The organism is Streptomyces sp. R35 (assembly GCF_041053035.1).
GTDB lineage: Bacteria > Actinomycetota > Actinomycetes > Streptomycetales > Streptomycetaceae > Streptomyces > Streptomyces lutosisoli.
Map to the genome: position 1 here is coordinate 3,653,840 of NZ_CP163440.1, position 17,840 is coordinate 3,671,679.

Sequence of the window (17,840 nt, forward strand, 5' to 3'; positions counted from 1 at the left end):
TTTCTGTTCTCTGTCTCACTTGCAACGATTGAGACTGGCTTTCCGTCGGTGGAACGAGATACAGAAACCGAGCCTGTGTGCTGCATTCGGTTGGTCGTGCCGGAAGGCGAATAGTTGACGACGAGGGCACTTCTACTACACGAAAGTTCCGCCCACGCCGGGTCGTGACCTGACCCGTATCCTGACGTCCTCAGGTAGGGACCGAACGGCAGACGCGTGCCGCGCAGGAAGAAGGAACCAGCAGACAGCACCGGCAGATCGTCGTAGTCCGGGAGAGGGACCCGCACCACCGCTTCGTCCGCCCGCACAGGCCCGCCATTGAAGCCGCCGTTAATGATCTCCGCGGGCGGGAGGGCGAACGTAGAGCCATGAACGCGTTCGTCAGCGACTCCCGTTCCACGGCGCCGCCGTACCTGTGCTGGCACGCTGACGCCCCGGTAGGCAAGACCGCCCTGCTCGCCGACTACGTGCAGCGGCCGCCAAGCAACACCGACGTCTTGAACTTCTTCGTCTCCGCGCGTGGCACCGACACACGCGCTGAATTCGAAAAGCAAATGGCCGATCAGATCAGGGCGTTACTCCGTGAACCCGAGCAACGCATACCTCGCGGTGTCCAGCAATGGAAGCGCCTGTTTGCCGACGCCGCCGAGACGAGCGTGAAGCACGGGCGCAAGCTGTTGCTGGTGGTCGACGGTCTCGATGACGACGTGGCATGGTCAGGACTCACTGCCGCAAGCGAAGCGCCCGCAGCCGAAGGCGGAAGCCTGCCAGGCATCGTCCGTGGAAGCATCGCCGCGCTCCTCCCCTCTGCTCCACCTTCCGGTATGCGCGTCATCGTCTCCTTCAGGCGCGGCGTGCGCTTTCCCGACGACCTCCCCGCCCGGCATCCATTGCGCCAACGCACATACCTGCGCGCTCTCGTACCTGCCGAAGGAGTCCCACAGGTCCGGCTGACACCGCCGGACCCCACCGCTCTAGGCGAAACGGTCGCGGGGCTGCTCGCCGCGGCGGGCGGCGGCCTGCGCACGGCGGACCTGGCGGAGCTGGCCGGGCTCCCGGCCGACTGGGTCGACCGCCTGATGCAGGGGCCGGCAGGGCGCTCCGTCATCCTCGACGATCCGGTATCCCAGACCTACGCCCTTGCGGATCCCGGTCTCGTCCAGGTAATTCGTGGGGACTTGGGAGACCAGGCGATCGCGCAGCACACCCGTACGCTGGTCGGCTGGTCGCAGAGATGGCGTACGGCGGGCTGGCCCCCCGAGACGCCCCCCTACCCCCTGGCACATCAGCTCCGGCTGCTAACTGGCGCCCCAGAACGGACCGCTTACGTTCTCGACATGCCCCGGCTGTGCCGGCTCGCCTCCACGGCCGGCCCAGAAGCGGCCCTCGCGCAACTGGACGCACTTGAGGAAGAGATCAACCCTTCAGACACCACCCCCGGCAACCTGGCAGTACTCGCCCCGCTCATCGCGGCGCGGTCTCTGCTGCGCAGCGAGTCGCGCGAGGTGCCTCCAGGTGCCCCCGCCCTCCTCGTCCGGCTGGGCGAAGTAGAGCGCGCTCGCGGCCTGGCACGTTCCGCACCCACCACGGCCGAAAGGGCCGCGCACCTGGCGGACGTTGCAGTGGAGATGGCCTACGCAGAGCGGGAAGGAGCAGACGCCGTCGCCCTCGAGGCCGCCCAGTGGCTCACCTGTACCGACCCGGACTTCCCCGGCACATATCAGGACACCGAGACGTACACACGGCTCCTCGAATCCGCCCGCATACTCGTACCGTTGAACGAGCTGGGCGCTGCCCGAACCCTGCTACAGGCCGTAATCCGCGACAAGGCGGCAGGGACTGAAACACTCACCGCGGCAGCCGGCCTGCTGGTCACGACCGGTGACACGGATGGCCTGACAGCCCTGCGTGAACGAGCAGAGACCCTGAGCGAGGGACGCATCCGCGACCGTGCGGCCGCGGTGGACCTCTGGGGGGCACTGGCGCGGGCGATGCCTTCGCTCGGCAGCGACGCCGGTGATCGCATCATGGCCATCTGTGAGGAGCTCGACCCCTCGGACGGGCTGGCCGCAGTCGACGTACTCGCCCGCGCCGCATCGGCACTTTCCAGACTGCCTGCCAGGCGACAACGCAAAGCTCAAGAAAAGACACGGGCCGCACTGGCCCGGATGACCGAAGCACTCGCCAACCCCGATGCGCTGTCCGAAGACGATCAGGCACACCTCGGTCGCGAACTGGCCGGAACGCTGGCACGTCTCGCTCAGGCGGTCGACGACACCATGCCCCCCACGAGGAACGCCCTCGAAGACATCGGCCGCCTCCTAAGGTCCCTACCCGAGGAGCTGCGCGCCGGAGTACTCGGCGATGTCATCCCTGAACGGGCTCTGTCACTCACTGAAGCTGGTGAAGAACGTAGAGCACAAGAGGCTAAGGCCGCCTCGGCCACCGCCAGGGAGGAGAAGAACGCGGTCCGGAGAGAGAAGGACGCAGAGCGGACTGCGCTGGCGGCATCGCGGAGGAAGGACACGAAGACACAGACAGGGCCAGGAGGCGCGCAGAGACAGGACCAACCTGCACCAGTACCCCGGCGCGCGCCCAGGCATCGACTGTCCGCAGGTCTGCGTCCCCCCGGCGACGGGCCACAGCGTGATCACGTACTTCTGCTCCACGAGGCGGACGATCAACTGGACGCAGGCAATCTTCTGCGCAGCCGGGAGCTGCTGGAGACTGCCCTGCGAGGCTTCCCCGTTTCGTCGTCGCATCCATCCGTCCCGGAAGACTGGACGGTAGGCCTATCCCGGGCCCTGGGTTTCGCAGGCGAATTCAGCTCAGCCGAGGCCTTCGTCGCATACCTGCCAGGTCCCCCGGACCGTGCACTTCACCTGGCAGCGATCTCCCTCGGATGCTCCCTCGGCGGGCACGCAGATGCGGGATACCGCTACGCCCATGAGGCAGCGCGTGTGATGGCCGGCAGTGCCGATCCTGGCTTGACCAACGTCGTAGCCCAAGCACTAGCCCACGGCGGTGACGCACCTGCGGCTTTGGCCACCGCAACGGGACGTACCGCCATGGAGAAGCGACTCGCGCTAACAGCCGTCGCGGCCGGACTCACCCACCATTGCCCCAACGAAGCGGCACGCATCGCCGAACCTCTCACCGAGGATCTGATACTACGGATCGATTCAGGAAGCCCTCTCCGAACCCTCCCGGAACTGGCAGCTCTCCTACTCGCCTACCCGAATATTCGACAACCCGCCCCGCGACTGCACGAAGCGGTCCGGCTCGCCTCACTTCGCCTGTCTGACACACCCCCGCCATGGCACACGCCGTCAATGACCATCCTCACCCTGCTTAAGCGCCTCGACTGCCTCCCCGAAGGAAGCCGCCACGTCGTCACAGACATAACCGACAGATGGCAGCACTCGCTCCAGCCGGGGGAAGGACCTTGCGCAGAACTCACCCTGCTCTCCGCCATGGCCAGTGACACCACCGCCCTTTGGCGCCATGCCGAGGCGGCACGAACACCAGGCGAGCGAGCGATGGCGCTCTACGCAGCCGCCGCATACCTCGCGGGCGCCCCAGTAACACTGGCCACGGACAGCAAGGCCGGCGACAGGGTCGTCCGGACCTGTCTGGCGCTTGCCCAGACATCCAGCGGCGGCAGCCCCCCTGCTGAAGAAACGGCCCGACACCTCGTGCGCAGCCTATTGAGAACCAACGCGTGGCCCCACACGATCCCGCTACTCCCTCAACTCGCTCCCGACGCCCTGCGACACCTGAGCTTGATCGCAAGAGACTCTGACCGGCGCGTGAACGAACCAGAAGCCGGAAACGACACATCCCAACCCTGAGTCACCGTCGCCGTGGGCGGCCCTCCCAGTGTTCCCCGCTCCCGCGGGGATGGTGCCTACCGCCAGTGGGCTGGTCCCGTGTTCGTAAAATGTTCCCCGCACCCGCGGGAGGGTTCCTTTGCCCTCACCGCGGCCAACCGGACGGCACATGCTCCCTGCACGCGCCGGGATAGTCCGCAGGAGATCGGCACCCCCGACATGGCCGACACGTGCTCCCCGCGTCAGCGGGGATGGCCCCCAGAAGGACGACCCGATCCTGAAGCGGATCAACTGCTCCCCGCGCCGGCGGGGATGGTCCCGTCCAGGCTCGTTGCCTGGCGAAGGTGTCGTTCTGCTCCCCGCACCCGCGGGGATGATCCCCAGCCCGACCCTCTGCCGACCTTCTGCTCGAGCTGCTCCCCGAGCCCGCGGGGATGGTCCCGAGATCCGGGCGAAGGAGAACCTCGCGCCCGTCTACTCCCCGCACTCGCAGGGATGGCCCCTCCGCCGAAGTCGACGCGATATCGCTGGCCATCTGCCCTGCGCACCCGCGGGGATGGTCCCGCGAAGGCCTTGGCCTGGTCGATGACCAGGTCCTGCTCCCCGCTCCCCGCACTCGCGGGGATGGTCCCCTCGCAACCCCCGGGACACCGGCCTCCCCGACTGCTCCCCGCACTCGCAGGGATGGCCCCGACGCCTACTGCCTGGACCTTCTCTTCACCAAGCAGCGTTTCTTGAATCGAATAGGTAGCAAGCTGGCGATATGGAGTGGACAGCACCAGTGAGCACCGCGATCGGCGGTTTGATCGCTCTGGGATCTTCGTTTCTCGTGGATCGCAACCGATCGCGTAGAGACCGGGAGTTACACAAACGGAGCGAACTGCGGTCGGCTTACGCGGCCTTTCTGCAGGCTGTCGGTGTGCAACCGACGATGATCGTTTACGCCTGGGGCGCGGTCTTCTGCTTGAGGCGTTCGTAAGGAGTCTGGCCGCCGAGGCCGCCGTGTGGGCGATGGTAGTTGTAGTAGTCCTCCCATTCGCGCAGCTTGTCGTTGAAGACCTCGGCGTCGTCGATGATGACGCCCTCCAGGAGCCGGTAGAACTCCTCGCCGTCGATCCGGTGGGAGCGTTCGACCTTCCCGTTCAGCCGCGGTGTGCGGGGCTTGATGTAGGCGTGGCCGATGCCTTTGTCGAGCACGTGGAAGTGGAAGGCGGACTGGAACTCTGCTCCGTTGTCCGTCTGGATCACCTCCACCTGGAACGGCAGCCTCTGCAGGACGTAGTCGACGAACTGGATGGCGGTGGCCTGGTTGAGGGTCGGATAGATCTTCAGGACCCGCAGCCGGGTGCAGTCGTCGATCGCCGTGAACTGGTAGTACTTGTTGCGGCCGCCGCGCCGGCCTTGTGGCATGGAGGCGAGCGGCTCGATGAATTTCACGTCGATCTGTACGCGGTGGCCGGGCAGTTGCTTCTCGTACCGCTTCCATCTGCGGTCGTGTCGCTTGTACCGCTGTGAGGCCGGCAGGCGGCCCATGTCCAGGCGGTTGAGGATCCGCCACACGCCCGACTTGCTGATCGTGACGTCGTGATACCGCTTGAGGTACATCGCGATCTTCTCGGGCCCGAAGTGGTAGTTCTGCCGGAGATAGATGATCTTCCCTACGATCTCGACGTGCGTGGCGTTCGGGCTGTGCTTGGGCGCCTTCGAGCGAGTGCGCAGCCCCTCGATGCCCTCGGCTTGGTAGCGGCGATACCAGATGTAGTACGCCTGCCGGCTGATGCCGAAGTACCGGCAGCTCATGGCGACGTTGCCGGTGACCTCTTCGACATGGCGTATGACGGCCAGGCGCCGCTTGGCCTCGCGATCGAGCGGGGGTGTCTTCGACATGTGGATCTCCTAGTGATCAGAGACCCAGGTGTCAACGATGATCGGCAGTTTTAGATCGAGACAGGCGACGACAGAAGCGAGTGAGATCTTATGGAACATCAGCCAAGGCCACGACAACGATGAGACTGCGCGAGCCTGCGCATTGACAGTGCTTCGAGACAGCAGTGTGCTTGCTCGGCGCTTCGAGCTCTCGTTGGTGACGAACGATGAAATAACGGCTTTGACGAGTCAATTGATTAAACTCTTGATCGCCTACCGTGACGCAGTAGGCCGGGGCATTCCGTACAACGACGAAGAGCTCAGCCATCCGCGCAAGGAATTCAACCGCGAACGCGAACGGCTGATACGCGTGATGCGGGAGACTCTCTGACCGCCACCAGGTTGAGCCAGCTGTTGGTGCAGTCAAGTGATCAGGCCTGGCACCACTGCTCCCCGCGCCCGCGGGGATGGTCCCACTCCCCCTTTTCGCTTCACGATGTGCGAACACTGCTCCCCGCACCCGTGGGGATGGTCCCGACGTCGGCCGGTTCCTGGGCACGGTGTTCAACTGCTCCCCGCACCCGCGGGGATGGTCCCGTGGTGAGCGGACCGTTGCCGTTCTTGATGCCCTGCTCCCCGCACCCGCGGGGATGGTCCCGACACCCGCCACGATGGCCACGCCCGCGAAGGCTGTTCCCTGGTACAGGGTGGCGGCCCGTCCGCCCTTCTCCCGCTCCCCGCATCCGGGGAGTTGGTCCCTGTTCTCTGGCAGCGAGTTGCTGGCGCTCGGCCTGCTCCCCGCACCCGCGGGGTTGATCCCTCCTCGACCACGTGCGGACCGTACGCGTCCGGCTGCTCCCCGCACCTGCGGGGTTGATCCTTCGCCACGTGGGAAGTCACGTCCGTAGTAGCACTGCTCCCCGCACCCGCGGGGATGGTCCCTACGCGGCCGCGCTCACCGACGTCAACGGCAGCTGCTCCCCGCACCCGCGGGGATGGTCCCGACGATCGAGACGAACGCGTTGTACGTCATCTGCCCCCGCACCCGCAGGTATGGTCCCGCCATCGACTGAAGGGGCTGGCACATCGGCACGTGCCCCGCGCGCCCGCGGGGATGGTCCCCTCAACGCGGTCAACGCCGCCGGGTCGAAGGCCTGCTCCCCGCGCCCGCGGGGATGGTCCCGGCTCATGCGTTGAAATCGCCGAACCCGCGCCGGGCTCCCGGCATCCGCTGGGATGGTCCCGATCTACTCCCCCGCACCCTGACACGCTAGATCTGCTCCCCGCACCCGCGGGGATAGTCCCACCGATCTGCAGTTTCAGGCCTACTTCCTGCACTGCTCCTCGCGCCTGAGGGGTTGGTCCCGGAGAGGTTGCTTTCATGGGGGGAAACATGTTCTGCTCCCCGCACCCGCGGGGATGGTCCCTTTCGATCGACGCTTCGCCTGCCCCTGCCCGTCTGCTCCCCGCGCCCGCGGGGATGGTCCCTCGGAGCCGGCGGCGACGTAGCGGCGGATCAGCTGCTCCCCGCACCCGCGGGCACGCCGACCGTGTCGCCTGCCTGCGCTGCTCCCGGCACCCGCGGGGATGGTCCCCAGGCGCACCGCGCGGACCGGATGTGGCTCATCTGCTCCCCGCACCCGCGGGGATGGTCCCCGCCTGCGGGAAAGGACGCTTGCCGTCCTACGCTGCTTCCCGCACCCGCGGGGATGGTCTCGCCGTGGTCTGGCTGCTCCAGCAGTTCGCCGACTGCTCCCCGCACCCGCGGGGATGGCCCCCTGACCGACGGCATGTACACCGTGGAGAAGGCCTGCTCCCCGCACCCGCGGGGATGGTCCCCAGCGGGAGGGCGGTGGGCCTTCCATGTACTTCTGCTCCCCGCGCCCGCGGGGATGGTCCCTGGCCGCTCATCGAGGACGGCTGGGCACCGTGCTGCTCCCCGCACCCGCGGGAATGATCCCGTGGTAGAGATCTTGATAACGGCTAAGGATTTCTGCTCCCCGCACCCGCGGGGATCGTCCCGCCCCGTTCGACCTGCTGAGCGTCGCGAAATACCTGGTCCCCGCACGCGCGGGGATGGTCCCGCCCGCATGGGGGTGGCCACCCTCACCGCGGGCTGCTCCCCGCACGCGCGGGGATGGTCCCGTCACCGACGCCAACAAACCGCCAATCAGCGTCTGCGCCCCGCACTCGCGGGGATGGTGAGCCTGTTCCCCGCCCCGTGGGGATGGCCCCTTGGTCTTCAGCCCGTCCAAGTTCTGCATCAGCTGCTCCCGCATTTGCGGGGATGATCCCGCCCAGGACAAGTTCATTGCCCTCACTGCACTCGCTTCCACCCGTGGGGATGGTCCCGGTCACGATGAGCGGCTACCTCGGCCTGCTCGCTGCTCCCTACACCCGCGGGGATGGTCCCTCGCCGCCCATGGCCAGGATCGGCACGTCGTCCTGCTCCCCGCACCCGCGGGGATGGCCCCAAGCGCGGGTAACTCGGCAGCACGCCGGGTCACTGTTCCCCGCGCTCGCGGGGATGGTCCCCGCTCAACGTGGATCGCCATGGAGGGTGCCAACTGCTCTGCGCGCCCGCGGAGATGGTTGGTGGGTTCGCCGCCCTTTGTGCAGTGCCTGCTCCCCGCGTCCGCGGGGTTGTCCCTTACTCTTGCGCCATTGCAACTCGGCATTGCGCTGCTCCCCGCGCGCGGGGATGGTCCGGGGTGGAACCACGGCTGCCCGACCTATCCCTACTGCTCGCCGCGCTCGCGGGGATGGTCCCCAGCGTCCCCCGGAGAGGTGTTGCGCTGTGAGCTGCTCCCCGCACCCGCGGGGATGGTCCCAACTGCCAACAGCCGGGGCGGCGGCACTTGCCAACGCCGGGAACTGCCCCCCGCATCCGCGGGGATGGTCCAGGATCGCGCTTGAGTACCAGCACAGCAACACTCTGCTCCCCGCACCCGTGGGGATGGTCCTACGGAGAAGGCCGGCGACGGCCCGCCGCTCGTCTGCTCCCCGCACCCGCGGGGATGATCCCCCCGTGCCCTCGTGCAGGAGTTCGCCGAGCTTCTGCTTCCCGCACCCGCGGGGATGGTCCCCGCCCCGGCCCCAAGAGACTTGAGAGCGTCTAACTGCTCCCCGCACCCTCGGGGATGGTCCCTCGCCACCCATGGCGAGGATGGGCACGTCGTCCTGCTCCCCGCACCCGGGGGGGATGGTCCCGATGTGCCCGGAATGGTCGAGGTAGCCGAGGGCTGCTCCCCGCACCCGCGGGGATGGTCCCTTCGGGTTCTGCTCCAGACCTTCTGCCATCTGCTGCTCCCCGCACCCGCGGGGATGGTCCCTGGAGTCTGACGATCCCCTGATCGACTCCACACTGCTCCCCGCACCCGCGGGGATGGTCCTTTCCCATGGTCATAAGGCTGATACGGAAAGCGTCTACTCCCCGCGCCCGGGGGGGTGCCCCTATGACTTTGGTCAAGGGGTGATCGGGGTTGGTGGTTGGTAGAAGGTGCCGTCGCGGAGCATCGCGAAGAGCACGTCGGCTCGGCGGCGGGCGAGGCAGAGGAGGGCTTGGGTGTGGTGCTTTCCCTGGGCGATCTTCTTGTCGTAGTAGGTGCGGGAGGCCGGGTCGGCCAGCGCGGCGAACGCGGAGAGGAAGAAAGCGCGTTTGAGCTGCTTGTTTCCTCTGCGTGAGGGCTGTTCGCCGCGGATGGAGGACCCGGAGCTTCTGGTGGCCGGGGCAAGGCCGGCGTAGGCGGCGAGGTGGGCGGCGGACGGGAACGCGGTGCCGTCGCCGACGTCGATGAGGATGCGGGCGCCGGTCCTGATGCCGATGCCGGGCATGGACATCAGGACCTTGGAAAGAGGGTGGGCCTCCAGCAGTTCCTCGATCCGGTGGGCCAGCAGTTTGCGCTGGTCGAGCACGGCTTGGAGCGAGGAGGCGAGGCTGGGGACGATCAGTGCGGCCGCGTCCGTGCCCGGGACGACGACGGTCTGTTCGTCGAGGGCGGTGAAGACGTCGTTGATGAGCCGTTCGGCCATGCGGGGCGCTTTCGGACGGATCAGGGTGATGAGGCGTCGGCGTCCGGCCCTGCGGATCTGGGCCGGTGAACCGAACTGGTCCAGCAGCCTGAGCACGGCCGGGTGCTGCATGCGCGGGCCCAGGACCCGTTCCAGGTGCGGGTGGATCTGCGTGAACAGGCCCCGCAGCCGGTTCGACAGACGGGTCGCTTCCGCGGCGAGGTCGTCGTCGAACCCGACAAGCATCTGCAGCTCGGCGATCGTCTCGTCGTCGAGGTCGACCGATCGCAGCGTGTGGGGCATCGACCTGGCCGCGTCAGCGATGATGAACGCGTCCTTCGCGTCGGTCTTGGCCTCGCCGGGATAGAGGTCGGCGATCCGCCGCATGGTCAGGCCGGGCAGGTAGGCGATCTGGCAGCCCAGGTCACGGGCGACGGTCAGCGGCAGGGCGCCTATGGAGGCGACCTGGTCGACGATGACGAGAACGGTGCCGTGTTTGGCCTGCAGCTTGGCGAACACCTCGCGGAGCCTGGGCTCGCTGTTGGGCAGTCTGCGGTCGAAGGTCTTCTTCCCGGCCGGGGTGAGCGCGGTGGCGTGGTGTTCGCCCTTGCCGACGTCCAGGCCGAGGTAGACGTCGATGTCGCCGGTATCGATCACGTGCGGTGTCCTCCGGTCGTACTCACCCGGCCCTGCCACGGCACTGATCGCCACATCCACATTACGAAGAGCCTCCCGACCTGCGAAGAAGTCGGTGGTCATGCCCCTAATCAGCGGTCTGTCAGTGCCTCCGGAGCTGGTGACACCACCCCCCAGGCCATGCACTCGACAAGGGGAGGTAGTCATGCCAACTCCGAAGGCCGGTAACCCCGTTGCGGGGCTACGAAGACGGTAATGGGGGGGGATGATCCCGATCAGGTGCTGAAGCTGGGCACGCGGGTCGGCTGCTCCCGCACCCGCGGGGATAGTCCTGTCCGTACAGGGGTGTGCGGGGCGCGCGCCGGCTGCTCCCCCGCACCCACGGAGATGGAACCAGCAGAGGGCCGTGTCGTTGAGGTCGCGGTGCCTGCTCCCCGCACATGCGGAGATGGTCCCCCGGCGACGTCCCGGCCGCCCTGCTCCCCGCACCCTCGGGGACGGTCCCTGGGAGCGAAGTTCACGGGGCTTGAACTGTTTCTGCTCCCCGCACCCGCGGGGATGGTCCCATCACCCTCGGCCAGCCTCGCGAGCACGGCGACTGCTCCCCGCACCAGCAGGGATGGTCCCCTCGCCATGCAGGCCCGCCTCTACGGCCGCCACTGCTCCCCGTACCCGCAGGGATTGACCCCCCGCGCAACGCGCGGGGCTATCGGCCATGCTCTGCCGAGACTTCTGTCGAGCTCGTGGACCGCACCGAGTTGAGTGAAGCTGAGTTACTGGCGAGAACATCAAGGACACGCCAGGGCTCCTTCTCCGGCACAGTGCCCTGCTGCACCATGCGGTCGATCACTGCCCGTATGGCGACCGCCGTTTCCACTGGGATCACCCGTACTCCGAACACCGTCTCCAGAGGTGCCGTGCCATTACGGCTTGGCTCACCGGAGGCCGCATCGAACCAGCCATCGGCGAGCTGATCCAGGTGCCGTTCGAACACAGCGAGGATCACTCCGAGCGCCGTCGCGCTGTTGCCGATCTTGTACGCGGCCCGCGACGTCTCCAGCGCATCAAGCACCGGCTCGTACTGCTTCAGCCCAGCGACCCACCGCTGGTCCGCTGCCGCCGTCGACCTGGCCGCGTCGAACGCGGCCTCCGCCCGCTCCAGTTCATCGGGCAGGAACATGAACTGCACGCTGGCGAAGTCGAGGTTCGCTTCGCCCAGGGAAGCGACGTCGACCTTCTCCAGCAGATCCAGAGTCTTGTCGTCCAGGCCCGTGTACTGGCGCCACTCCACGTTCTCCAGCTCGTCGTACAGCTCCTTGAGGACCGCCGGATCGTCCTGGCCCGCGATGGCGTTGTGCGAGAGCTGGAGCGCGATCTGCCGCTGGCGGGGCAGCGGCTCGTCGATCTGCATCCACCAGATCTGCTCCAGGCCGGCCTCGATCGCAGCCAGCGTGCGGTGGTTGCCCGAGAGCACGACCAGCCGCCCCGACACGGTGTCGTTCCACACCAACGGCGTCGAGGTCAGATGCCCGTCGCGCTCGATGTTCGCCACAAGCTGCCGGAACTGCTCATGCGGCAGGAACCGCGCGTTGACGTCGAGCAGCGTCAGCGTGCGCGGGTCACCCTGCACCATCTGCGGCGGGGCGAGGCGGTTGGTGTCCTCCATGGTCACACTCCCGTCTTCGTCGTCGGGGCGCCCCACCGCTTCGCCCATATCTCCAGGGCTCCGGCCAGCGTGTGCCGGCCCATGGCGCCCTGGTACTGGAGCTGGAACTTCCAGCCGTCCTCGCTCGACGGGCCGCGCTTGTTCAGCCGCAGCAGCCCGCGGTACTTCATCGACACCGGGTTGTTGCTGAACGCCGTCGTCGCCACCCGCCGGATCCGCCGCGAGAACGCCCGCTGACACAGCAACTGCGCCTCCGCGCTCATGGCCGCCAGCACGATCAGCTTCGACAACCGCGGGTAGTCGGTCGGCGCGACCGCGAAGTCCGAGAGCACGTACGCCTCGTCCGGCGTGAACGTGCTGGGCGCCATGGCGAACACGCCGAGCAGCCGCCCGCCGCCGTCCCGGACCGCAACGGCCAGGTTCGCTGCCCCGGGCGCGATCCTCGGGTTGAGGTATCGGGAGCGCAGCGCGTTGAACTGCCCCGGTTTCAGCAGCGACAGAGTGAGCGGGCCCACGAGTTCGTCCCCCTCCCGCAGGCGAGGAGCCTTCACCGGCTCGACCGTCTGGCGCGGGGCCACGATCCGTGTCCGGGCCTCGCTGGCATACACGTAGAAGGGAGCGGCACGCGGCGTCGCCTTGATCACCCCGCGCAAGTAAGGGTGGAGTTCGGGCACGTCGTGGTTGGAGGCGGTCAGCCAGTACGGTCGGTCCGTGATCGCGCCGAGCACGTCGACCACGTCCGCGTCCGACAGCGGCTCATACTCCGGTGCGTCCCAGGCGAAGTGGGCTTCCAGCGGCTCGTACAGCTTCTCGTACCCGCCGCCGTAGAAGGGAGGGAAGCTGCACACCGGAGCCTCTCGGGGCACCCTCTGCAGCCAGGACCGCACGTCCCCCACCTCGTACGAGGCGAGTTCGATGTCCGAGCCGGACAGCCGCTCGACCGTCTCCGCGTGCTTGGCCTTCCACTGGTCCCTGTAGGAGCGCACTACCCGTTCGTGCCACAGGCCGTCGCGGCCGACGCTGGCGAGGAACCGGGTGCCGAGCATGAGCGTGGCGACGGTTCCGACGCCGTCGTCCAAGGAGTCCGCGAGCCATGCGAGTTCGCCTCGGCTCTCCTCGCGGAGCCGGATGCCGACCGGCTGCCGGGTGAGCCACCGGCCGACCGCGCTCGTGTAGATCGAGACGTCCGAGGAGTGCAGCTCGAAGCCCATGCCGGCCAGGGAGCGTTCGATGGTGAAGTTGCCGCAGCACGGCACGTACACAGGACCTCGCGGCCAACTTCCCGCGGTTTCCCGCACGATGGAGCGCATGGGGCCGGGGATGGTGCCCTGGAACATCTCGCCTCCTGGGTGCGCGAGCGCGCTGAACGGCAACGCTCGGCAAGCCAATGGCTGGTCGGGGCGCCGCGGGGAACCTAGCGCAATCAGTGCGACGCAAATTTTAATTATGTCACCTATCTTTTCTGGTCGTGCAACGCACACGCTCTGGAGGAGACGCCCATCCGATTGACTACGGACACGGTGGGTCGTACGGCAGACCAGACAGGTGCAGATTCCACTGGGCCGGCGTGAGAGTTCCTGCGGATGCCCTGCAGACCAGGTTGGTGTCGTAGCTGATCTCGGTGGGCCAAAGTCGCACTGTGCCGTCGTAGCTGTCGCTGACCAGGACAGGAGAGGTGGGGTCGAAGACCACTGCGTGGACGGCGCGGGTGTGTCCAGCCAGGGGCAGTCCGAAGGCGGCGGGGTGGGCGGGGTCGGAGACGTCCCAGAGACGGATCGTGTTGTCAGAACCCCCGGTGGCCAGGAGGTGCTTGTCGGGGCTAAAGGAGAGAGTCGTGAAGGCTCCGGTGGGGGTGGGGGTGGCGGTGGTGGCGGTTCCCTTCACCGAGAGAGTGCCGGAGCGAGTGACGCTCCATAGGCGGATCCTCCCGCTGTCGCTGGCTGTGGCGATGAGATCCCCCGTGGGACTGAAGGCCATGGCCATGCTGTACTCGTCGTCATGCTCGTTGCGCTTCGTGTGGCCGGCTTGAATGGGATACCGCGGATCTGTCACATTCCACAGGACTACTCGCCCATCAGCGTCATCCAGCGTGGCGACTAGGCCTCCGTCGGGACTGAAGGCGAGCTGGTCCGCCGACGGGGCGTTGTCATCCTGGGCGAAACGGCCGAGAAGTTTTATATGGCGAGGATCCGACACGTCCCATAGCTGTGGCGCTCCCTGGTCTCCGGCTGCGGCCAGTACATGCCCGTCCGGACTGAAGGAGAGGTTCCTGAAGTAGGAGCCGTGTGAATCTGCCAGGGTTTTCAGCTTCTTCGCGTGGCGAATAGCTGCGATGTCCCAAAGCTCCATCTTGCCGCTCTCGTTGTCGACTAAAGCCATGGTGCGGCCGTCCGGGCTCACCGCGACGGCGTCTAGCCAGGTGTCGTTGAAGGAGCCTCGCGATGGGTTCTCGAACCGTCCGCAGTCCAGTAGGACGGGCTGTGACGCGCTGCGGAGGTTCCAGCGGCAGATCATCCCATCGTTGCCCACTGTGATCATGCTGCCGTCATCACGGGCGAAGCTCTCCGAGCTCACCAGTCCTTGATGCCGGTTTATGACTGTGGGTCGGAGGTGCCACCACAGGGGAGCGGCGGGGTCCGGTCCCACTGTGACCAGGCTGTCGTCATTGGGGCGAAACGCCAACGCTCGGCCGCCGAGGAGGTTCCCGTGCAGCGTCTGCATGAGGTGAACATTCGTCAGGTCGGCCAGATTAAAGATGTATACGCTGTCCTTGCTGCTCGATGTGGCAAGGGTCCGACCGTCCGGACTGAACGCGAGGCCAGTGGTGGGCGAGAGGTTGTTCGGCAGCGGCAGCCCGAGCAGACTGGGATGACGCTTGTCCGAGATATCCCATAGCCGCACCATCCCGTCATTGCCCCCGCTGGCGAGAGTCTTCTCATCCGGGCTGAACACGGCGGTGCCCTGGGGTGTTATAGGCAACGCGGTACTGTGAGGAAAATCGGTGATCCAGCCGAGCCGTACAGGGGCCGCCGGATGGCGTATGTCCCACAGCTGGACGTTGCCGTCGCCACCCGTGGTGGCGAGGTATCGGCCGGTGGAGCTGATGGCTACGGAGCCCACGAGCGCGTATGTGTCGACGTCTTTTGCCCGCCCCAGCAACCGGGGCCGTCGAGGGTTGGATATGTCCCACAGGTCCGCCCATGCGTCCTCGGTGGCACTCGCCATGAGCTTGCCGTCGGGGCTGACGTCCACTCCGACGGCAGACGGCGCCTCCCTTGGAGGGGTGTGGCCGAGCGGTCGTGGGTGCGTGGCATCGGAGATGTCGAAGAGCCTTTGCGATCCATCATTGTTGGCCGTGGCCAGGAGTCGGCCGTCGGCGCTCATGGCCACGGCGTTCACAGGGCCTCCGCTCGAATCGCTCCGCGTGTGACCGATCAACTTGGCTTTCGAGGAGCCGGAAAACCGCCACAGTTGTACGGATCCGTCTTCGCTGCCAGCGGCGAGCAGTGCCCCGTCGTGGCTGAAAGCGATACATTCATACGGCCCCTTCGCCCCGTCCAAGGGCTCCGACAACGGCTGACTAGCATCCTCGATCAACCGTGTCCGAAGTGCCGCATCTTCCGGTCGCATGCCCAATGCCACCAGGTTCAACTGCGCCGCCAGCGAGGCCTGGCTCTCCCGCAACGCCCCGCCCTCCGCCTTTACTCGGCTGAATACCGCCTCGTCCCGCTGGGCCTGTGCGGTGCTTCGCTGCTGTAGAGCCACCACCGCAGCTGTTGCGGCGAGTACGCCAAGTGCCACGAGGATTGCGATCGCTGCCCGGCGTATGCGCATCCCGCGCTGGGCGTGCTGGACGGAGGCGGCGAGGAAGGCGCAGGCGACCGCGCTGGCCTGGTCCTGGCCGTCCCGGTTCGCCCAGGCCCGGGCCGTCTCCAGGCGCTGACCGCGGTACAGCACGCTGGTGTCATGTTGGGCGTCCCGCCAGGCCGTGGCAGCCTCTTCGAGCCTCTGGTGGACCAGGTGCCCGGACCGGTCCGCCTCGATCCAGGAACGGAGCCGCGGCCACGCCTGCAGCAGCGCCTCATGGGTGATTTCGACGGTTTCCTGGTGCTGGGTCAGCAGGCGCCCTCGGGTGAAGGCAGTGATCACGGCGGTCATGCCCGTCGCGTCCGAAGCTGTGCCGAGCAGATCATCCCGCGGTAGCCGACGGCGCGTGTCTTCCACGCCGTCACCGATTTTCACCAGCCGCAGGAACAGCGTGCGGGCGAACCGTTGGCCGTCCGGGTCGAGGCTGGTGAAGATGCGGTCCGCGGTGGTGGTCACGGCGTTGCGGATGCCACCGGTCGACTGGTAGGCCTCGACGGTGAGCGAGTGGCCGTGTCGCTGTTGCCAGGTGGCCCGCAGCGCGTGCGCCAGCAAGGGCAACCGGCCGGCCTCGTAGCCCTGCGGCGCCTCGGCTCCGAGGAGGCGACCGCCGTCGGTGTGCGCACCTAGATCACGCAACAGCACTTCGACGAGTCCCGGCTCCAGATCCAGGCCGACGGCCTGGGCCGGGAAAACGATCGCCTCCCGCAATTCCGTCTGCGTCATGGAACCGACCACCAGTTGCCTGTCCTGCAGCGCGGAGCGCAGTTGCGGATAGTCGGCACATGGCGTGTAGAAGTCCGACCGCAGGCCCAGAACGACCAGGATGACCGGCCCGCCCCCGGCCGGGTGCGGGCGAGCCAGGGCGGTGAGCACGTCCAGGAAGTCCTGCCGGTCACGCTCGTTCGCGCAGAGAGTGAACAGCTCCTCCAACTGGTCAACCACCAGGACGAGACGTCTGCTCGGCGGGCTGCCCGCACCGAGAGCGGCGAGCACTTCTGCCGCGTACTCCTGCGGACCGCTGCCCGCGCGATGTGGGTTGACGCCCACGGCCTGGGCGAGGCGCGCGGACAGCGCCGCCATCGGGTCGGCTGTCGGGGTGACGAGAAGTCGGGGCCAGTAGGCGGATCCGGGTGCGGGCAGCGCGCCGCGGGCCAAAGCGGGGAGCAGGCCGGCACGCAACAGGGAGGACTTGCCGGCTCCCGAGGGCGCCACCACGGCCAGTACGCCGCCTTCGTGCAGCCGCTCGTCCAGGCGGACGAGGAGATCCGCGGTCACCGCGTCCCGTCCGAAGAACCAGCGGGACTGGTCCTCGTCGAAGGCAGCCAGACCCGGGTAGGGGCATTCTGCATCAGGTGCGCTGTCGACCAGGGCCCGGCGCGCCCGACGTACCCCGGTCTCATAGTGCAGGTGGAGGTCACGCTCGGCCACGTACTGATCGTGGGCCGCTTGATAGATCCGGGCGCTTTCCGACGCCCGGGCCCCGAATCGTGTCTCGCCGCCGGGCGGCGAGCCCTCCTCGGTGCTCATCGCTCGGTGATGTGCTGGTCTCGCCCAGCCTGGTATACCCGCCCGCTGCCCGAGGCCTCGGCCTTCATGACCAAGGATCCGACCGCAGATTGCTCCTCAGCGGAGAGCAGCGGGGCGAGGCGGGTATCCAGCAGGTTCCTCAGCTCGTCGGCGACCTCCGGGTGTGCCCGCAACAGCGCCTGCAGTCGTAACTGCCAGTCCGCGGTCAGGGCTTGCTCGGTCTCCCGCTCGCCAACCTCTCGCGCGGACAGCACCTGTGCACGGGTTTCGGCCAGTTCTGCATCGACCGCGTCGGCCTGCTCGGGGCGCATCCGGCGCCACAGTTCGGTCATCGCCGAACGAGCTCCCTGCCAGGCGTCGTTGGCCATGGCACCCACCAGAGCGGTCCCGGCCGCCAGCGCAATCGGATCCATGATGTATCCCCCTTACACCCAAAT

Annotated in this window: 8 protein-coding genes; 2 read left to right on the forward strand and 6 right to left on the reverse strand. The window is 67.3% G+C overall.

The window, feature by feature from the left end:
* Positions 1–368: 368 nt before the first annotated feature.
* Positions 369–3,851, forward strand: coding sequence for a hypothetical protein (locus tag AB5J50_RS16835; protein WP_369258895.1), 3,483 nt, complete (start codon positions 369–371; stop codon positions 3,849–3,851).
* 918 nt (positions 3,852–4,769) lie between these two features.
* On the opposite strand, the gene AB5J50_RS16840 is transcribed toward AB5J50_RS16835, so the two are convergent.
* Positions 4,770–5,717, reverse strand: a complete 948-nt coding sequence (locus AB5J50_RS16840; RefSeq protein WP_369258897.1) for an IS481 family transposase — start codon at positions 5,715–5,717, stop codon at positions 4,770–4,772.
* A gap of 37 nt (positions 5,718–5,754) precedes the next feature.
* Here AB5J50_RS16840 and AB5J50_RS16845 point away from each other — a divergent pair, with 37 nt between their 5' ends.
* The gene (locus tag AB5J50_RS16845; RefSeq protein WP_369258899.1) at positions 5,755–6,087 is read left to right on the forward strand and encodes a hypothetical protein; all 333 of its coding nucleotides are present in this window, start codon (positions 5,755–5,757) and stop codon (positions 6,085–6,087) included.
* Positions 6,088–9,161: 3,074 nt separating this feature from the next.
* On the opposite strand, the gene AB5J50_RS16850 is transcribed toward AB5J50_RS16845, so the two are convergent.
* The 5 genes from AB5J50_RS16850 to AB5J50_RS16870 form a co-directional block, all read right to left on the reverse strand.
* Entirely contained in the window at positions 9,162–10,364 is a 1,203-nt protein-coding gene (locus AB5J50_RS16850) for an IS110 family transposase (protein WP_369258901.1), read from the reverse strand.
* Positions 10,365–11,049: 685 nt separating this feature from the next.
* Entirely contained in the window at positions 11,050–12,009 is a 960-nt protein-coding gene (locus AB5J50_RS16855) for a ParB/Srx family N-terminal domain-containing protein (protein ID WP_369258903.1), read from the reverse strand.
* Between the two features lie 2 nt (positions 12,010–12,011).
* Positions 12,012–13,346 (reverse strand): hypothetical protein, encoded by a 1,335-nt coding sequence (locus AB5J50_RS16860; protein WP_369258905.1) that lies wholly within the window; start codon positions 13,344–13,346, stop codon positions 12,012–12,014.
* A gap of 172 nt (positions 13,347–13,518) precedes the next feature.
* Positions 13,519–17,403 (reverse strand): AAA family ATPase, encoded by a 3,885-nt coding sequence (locus tag AB5J50_RS16865; protein WP_369258907.1) that lies wholly within the window; start codon positions 17,401–17,403, stop codon positions 13,519–13,521.
* Positions 17,400–17,816, reverse strand: coding sequence for a hypothetical protein (locus tag AB5J50_RS16870; protein WP_369258909.1), 417 nt, complete (start codon positions 17,814–17,816; stop codon positions 17,400–17,402). The genes AB5J50_RS16865 and AB5J50_RS16870 overlap by 4 nt, the downstream gene beginning before the upstream one ends.
* Positions 17,817–17,840: the final 24 nt, after the last annotated feature.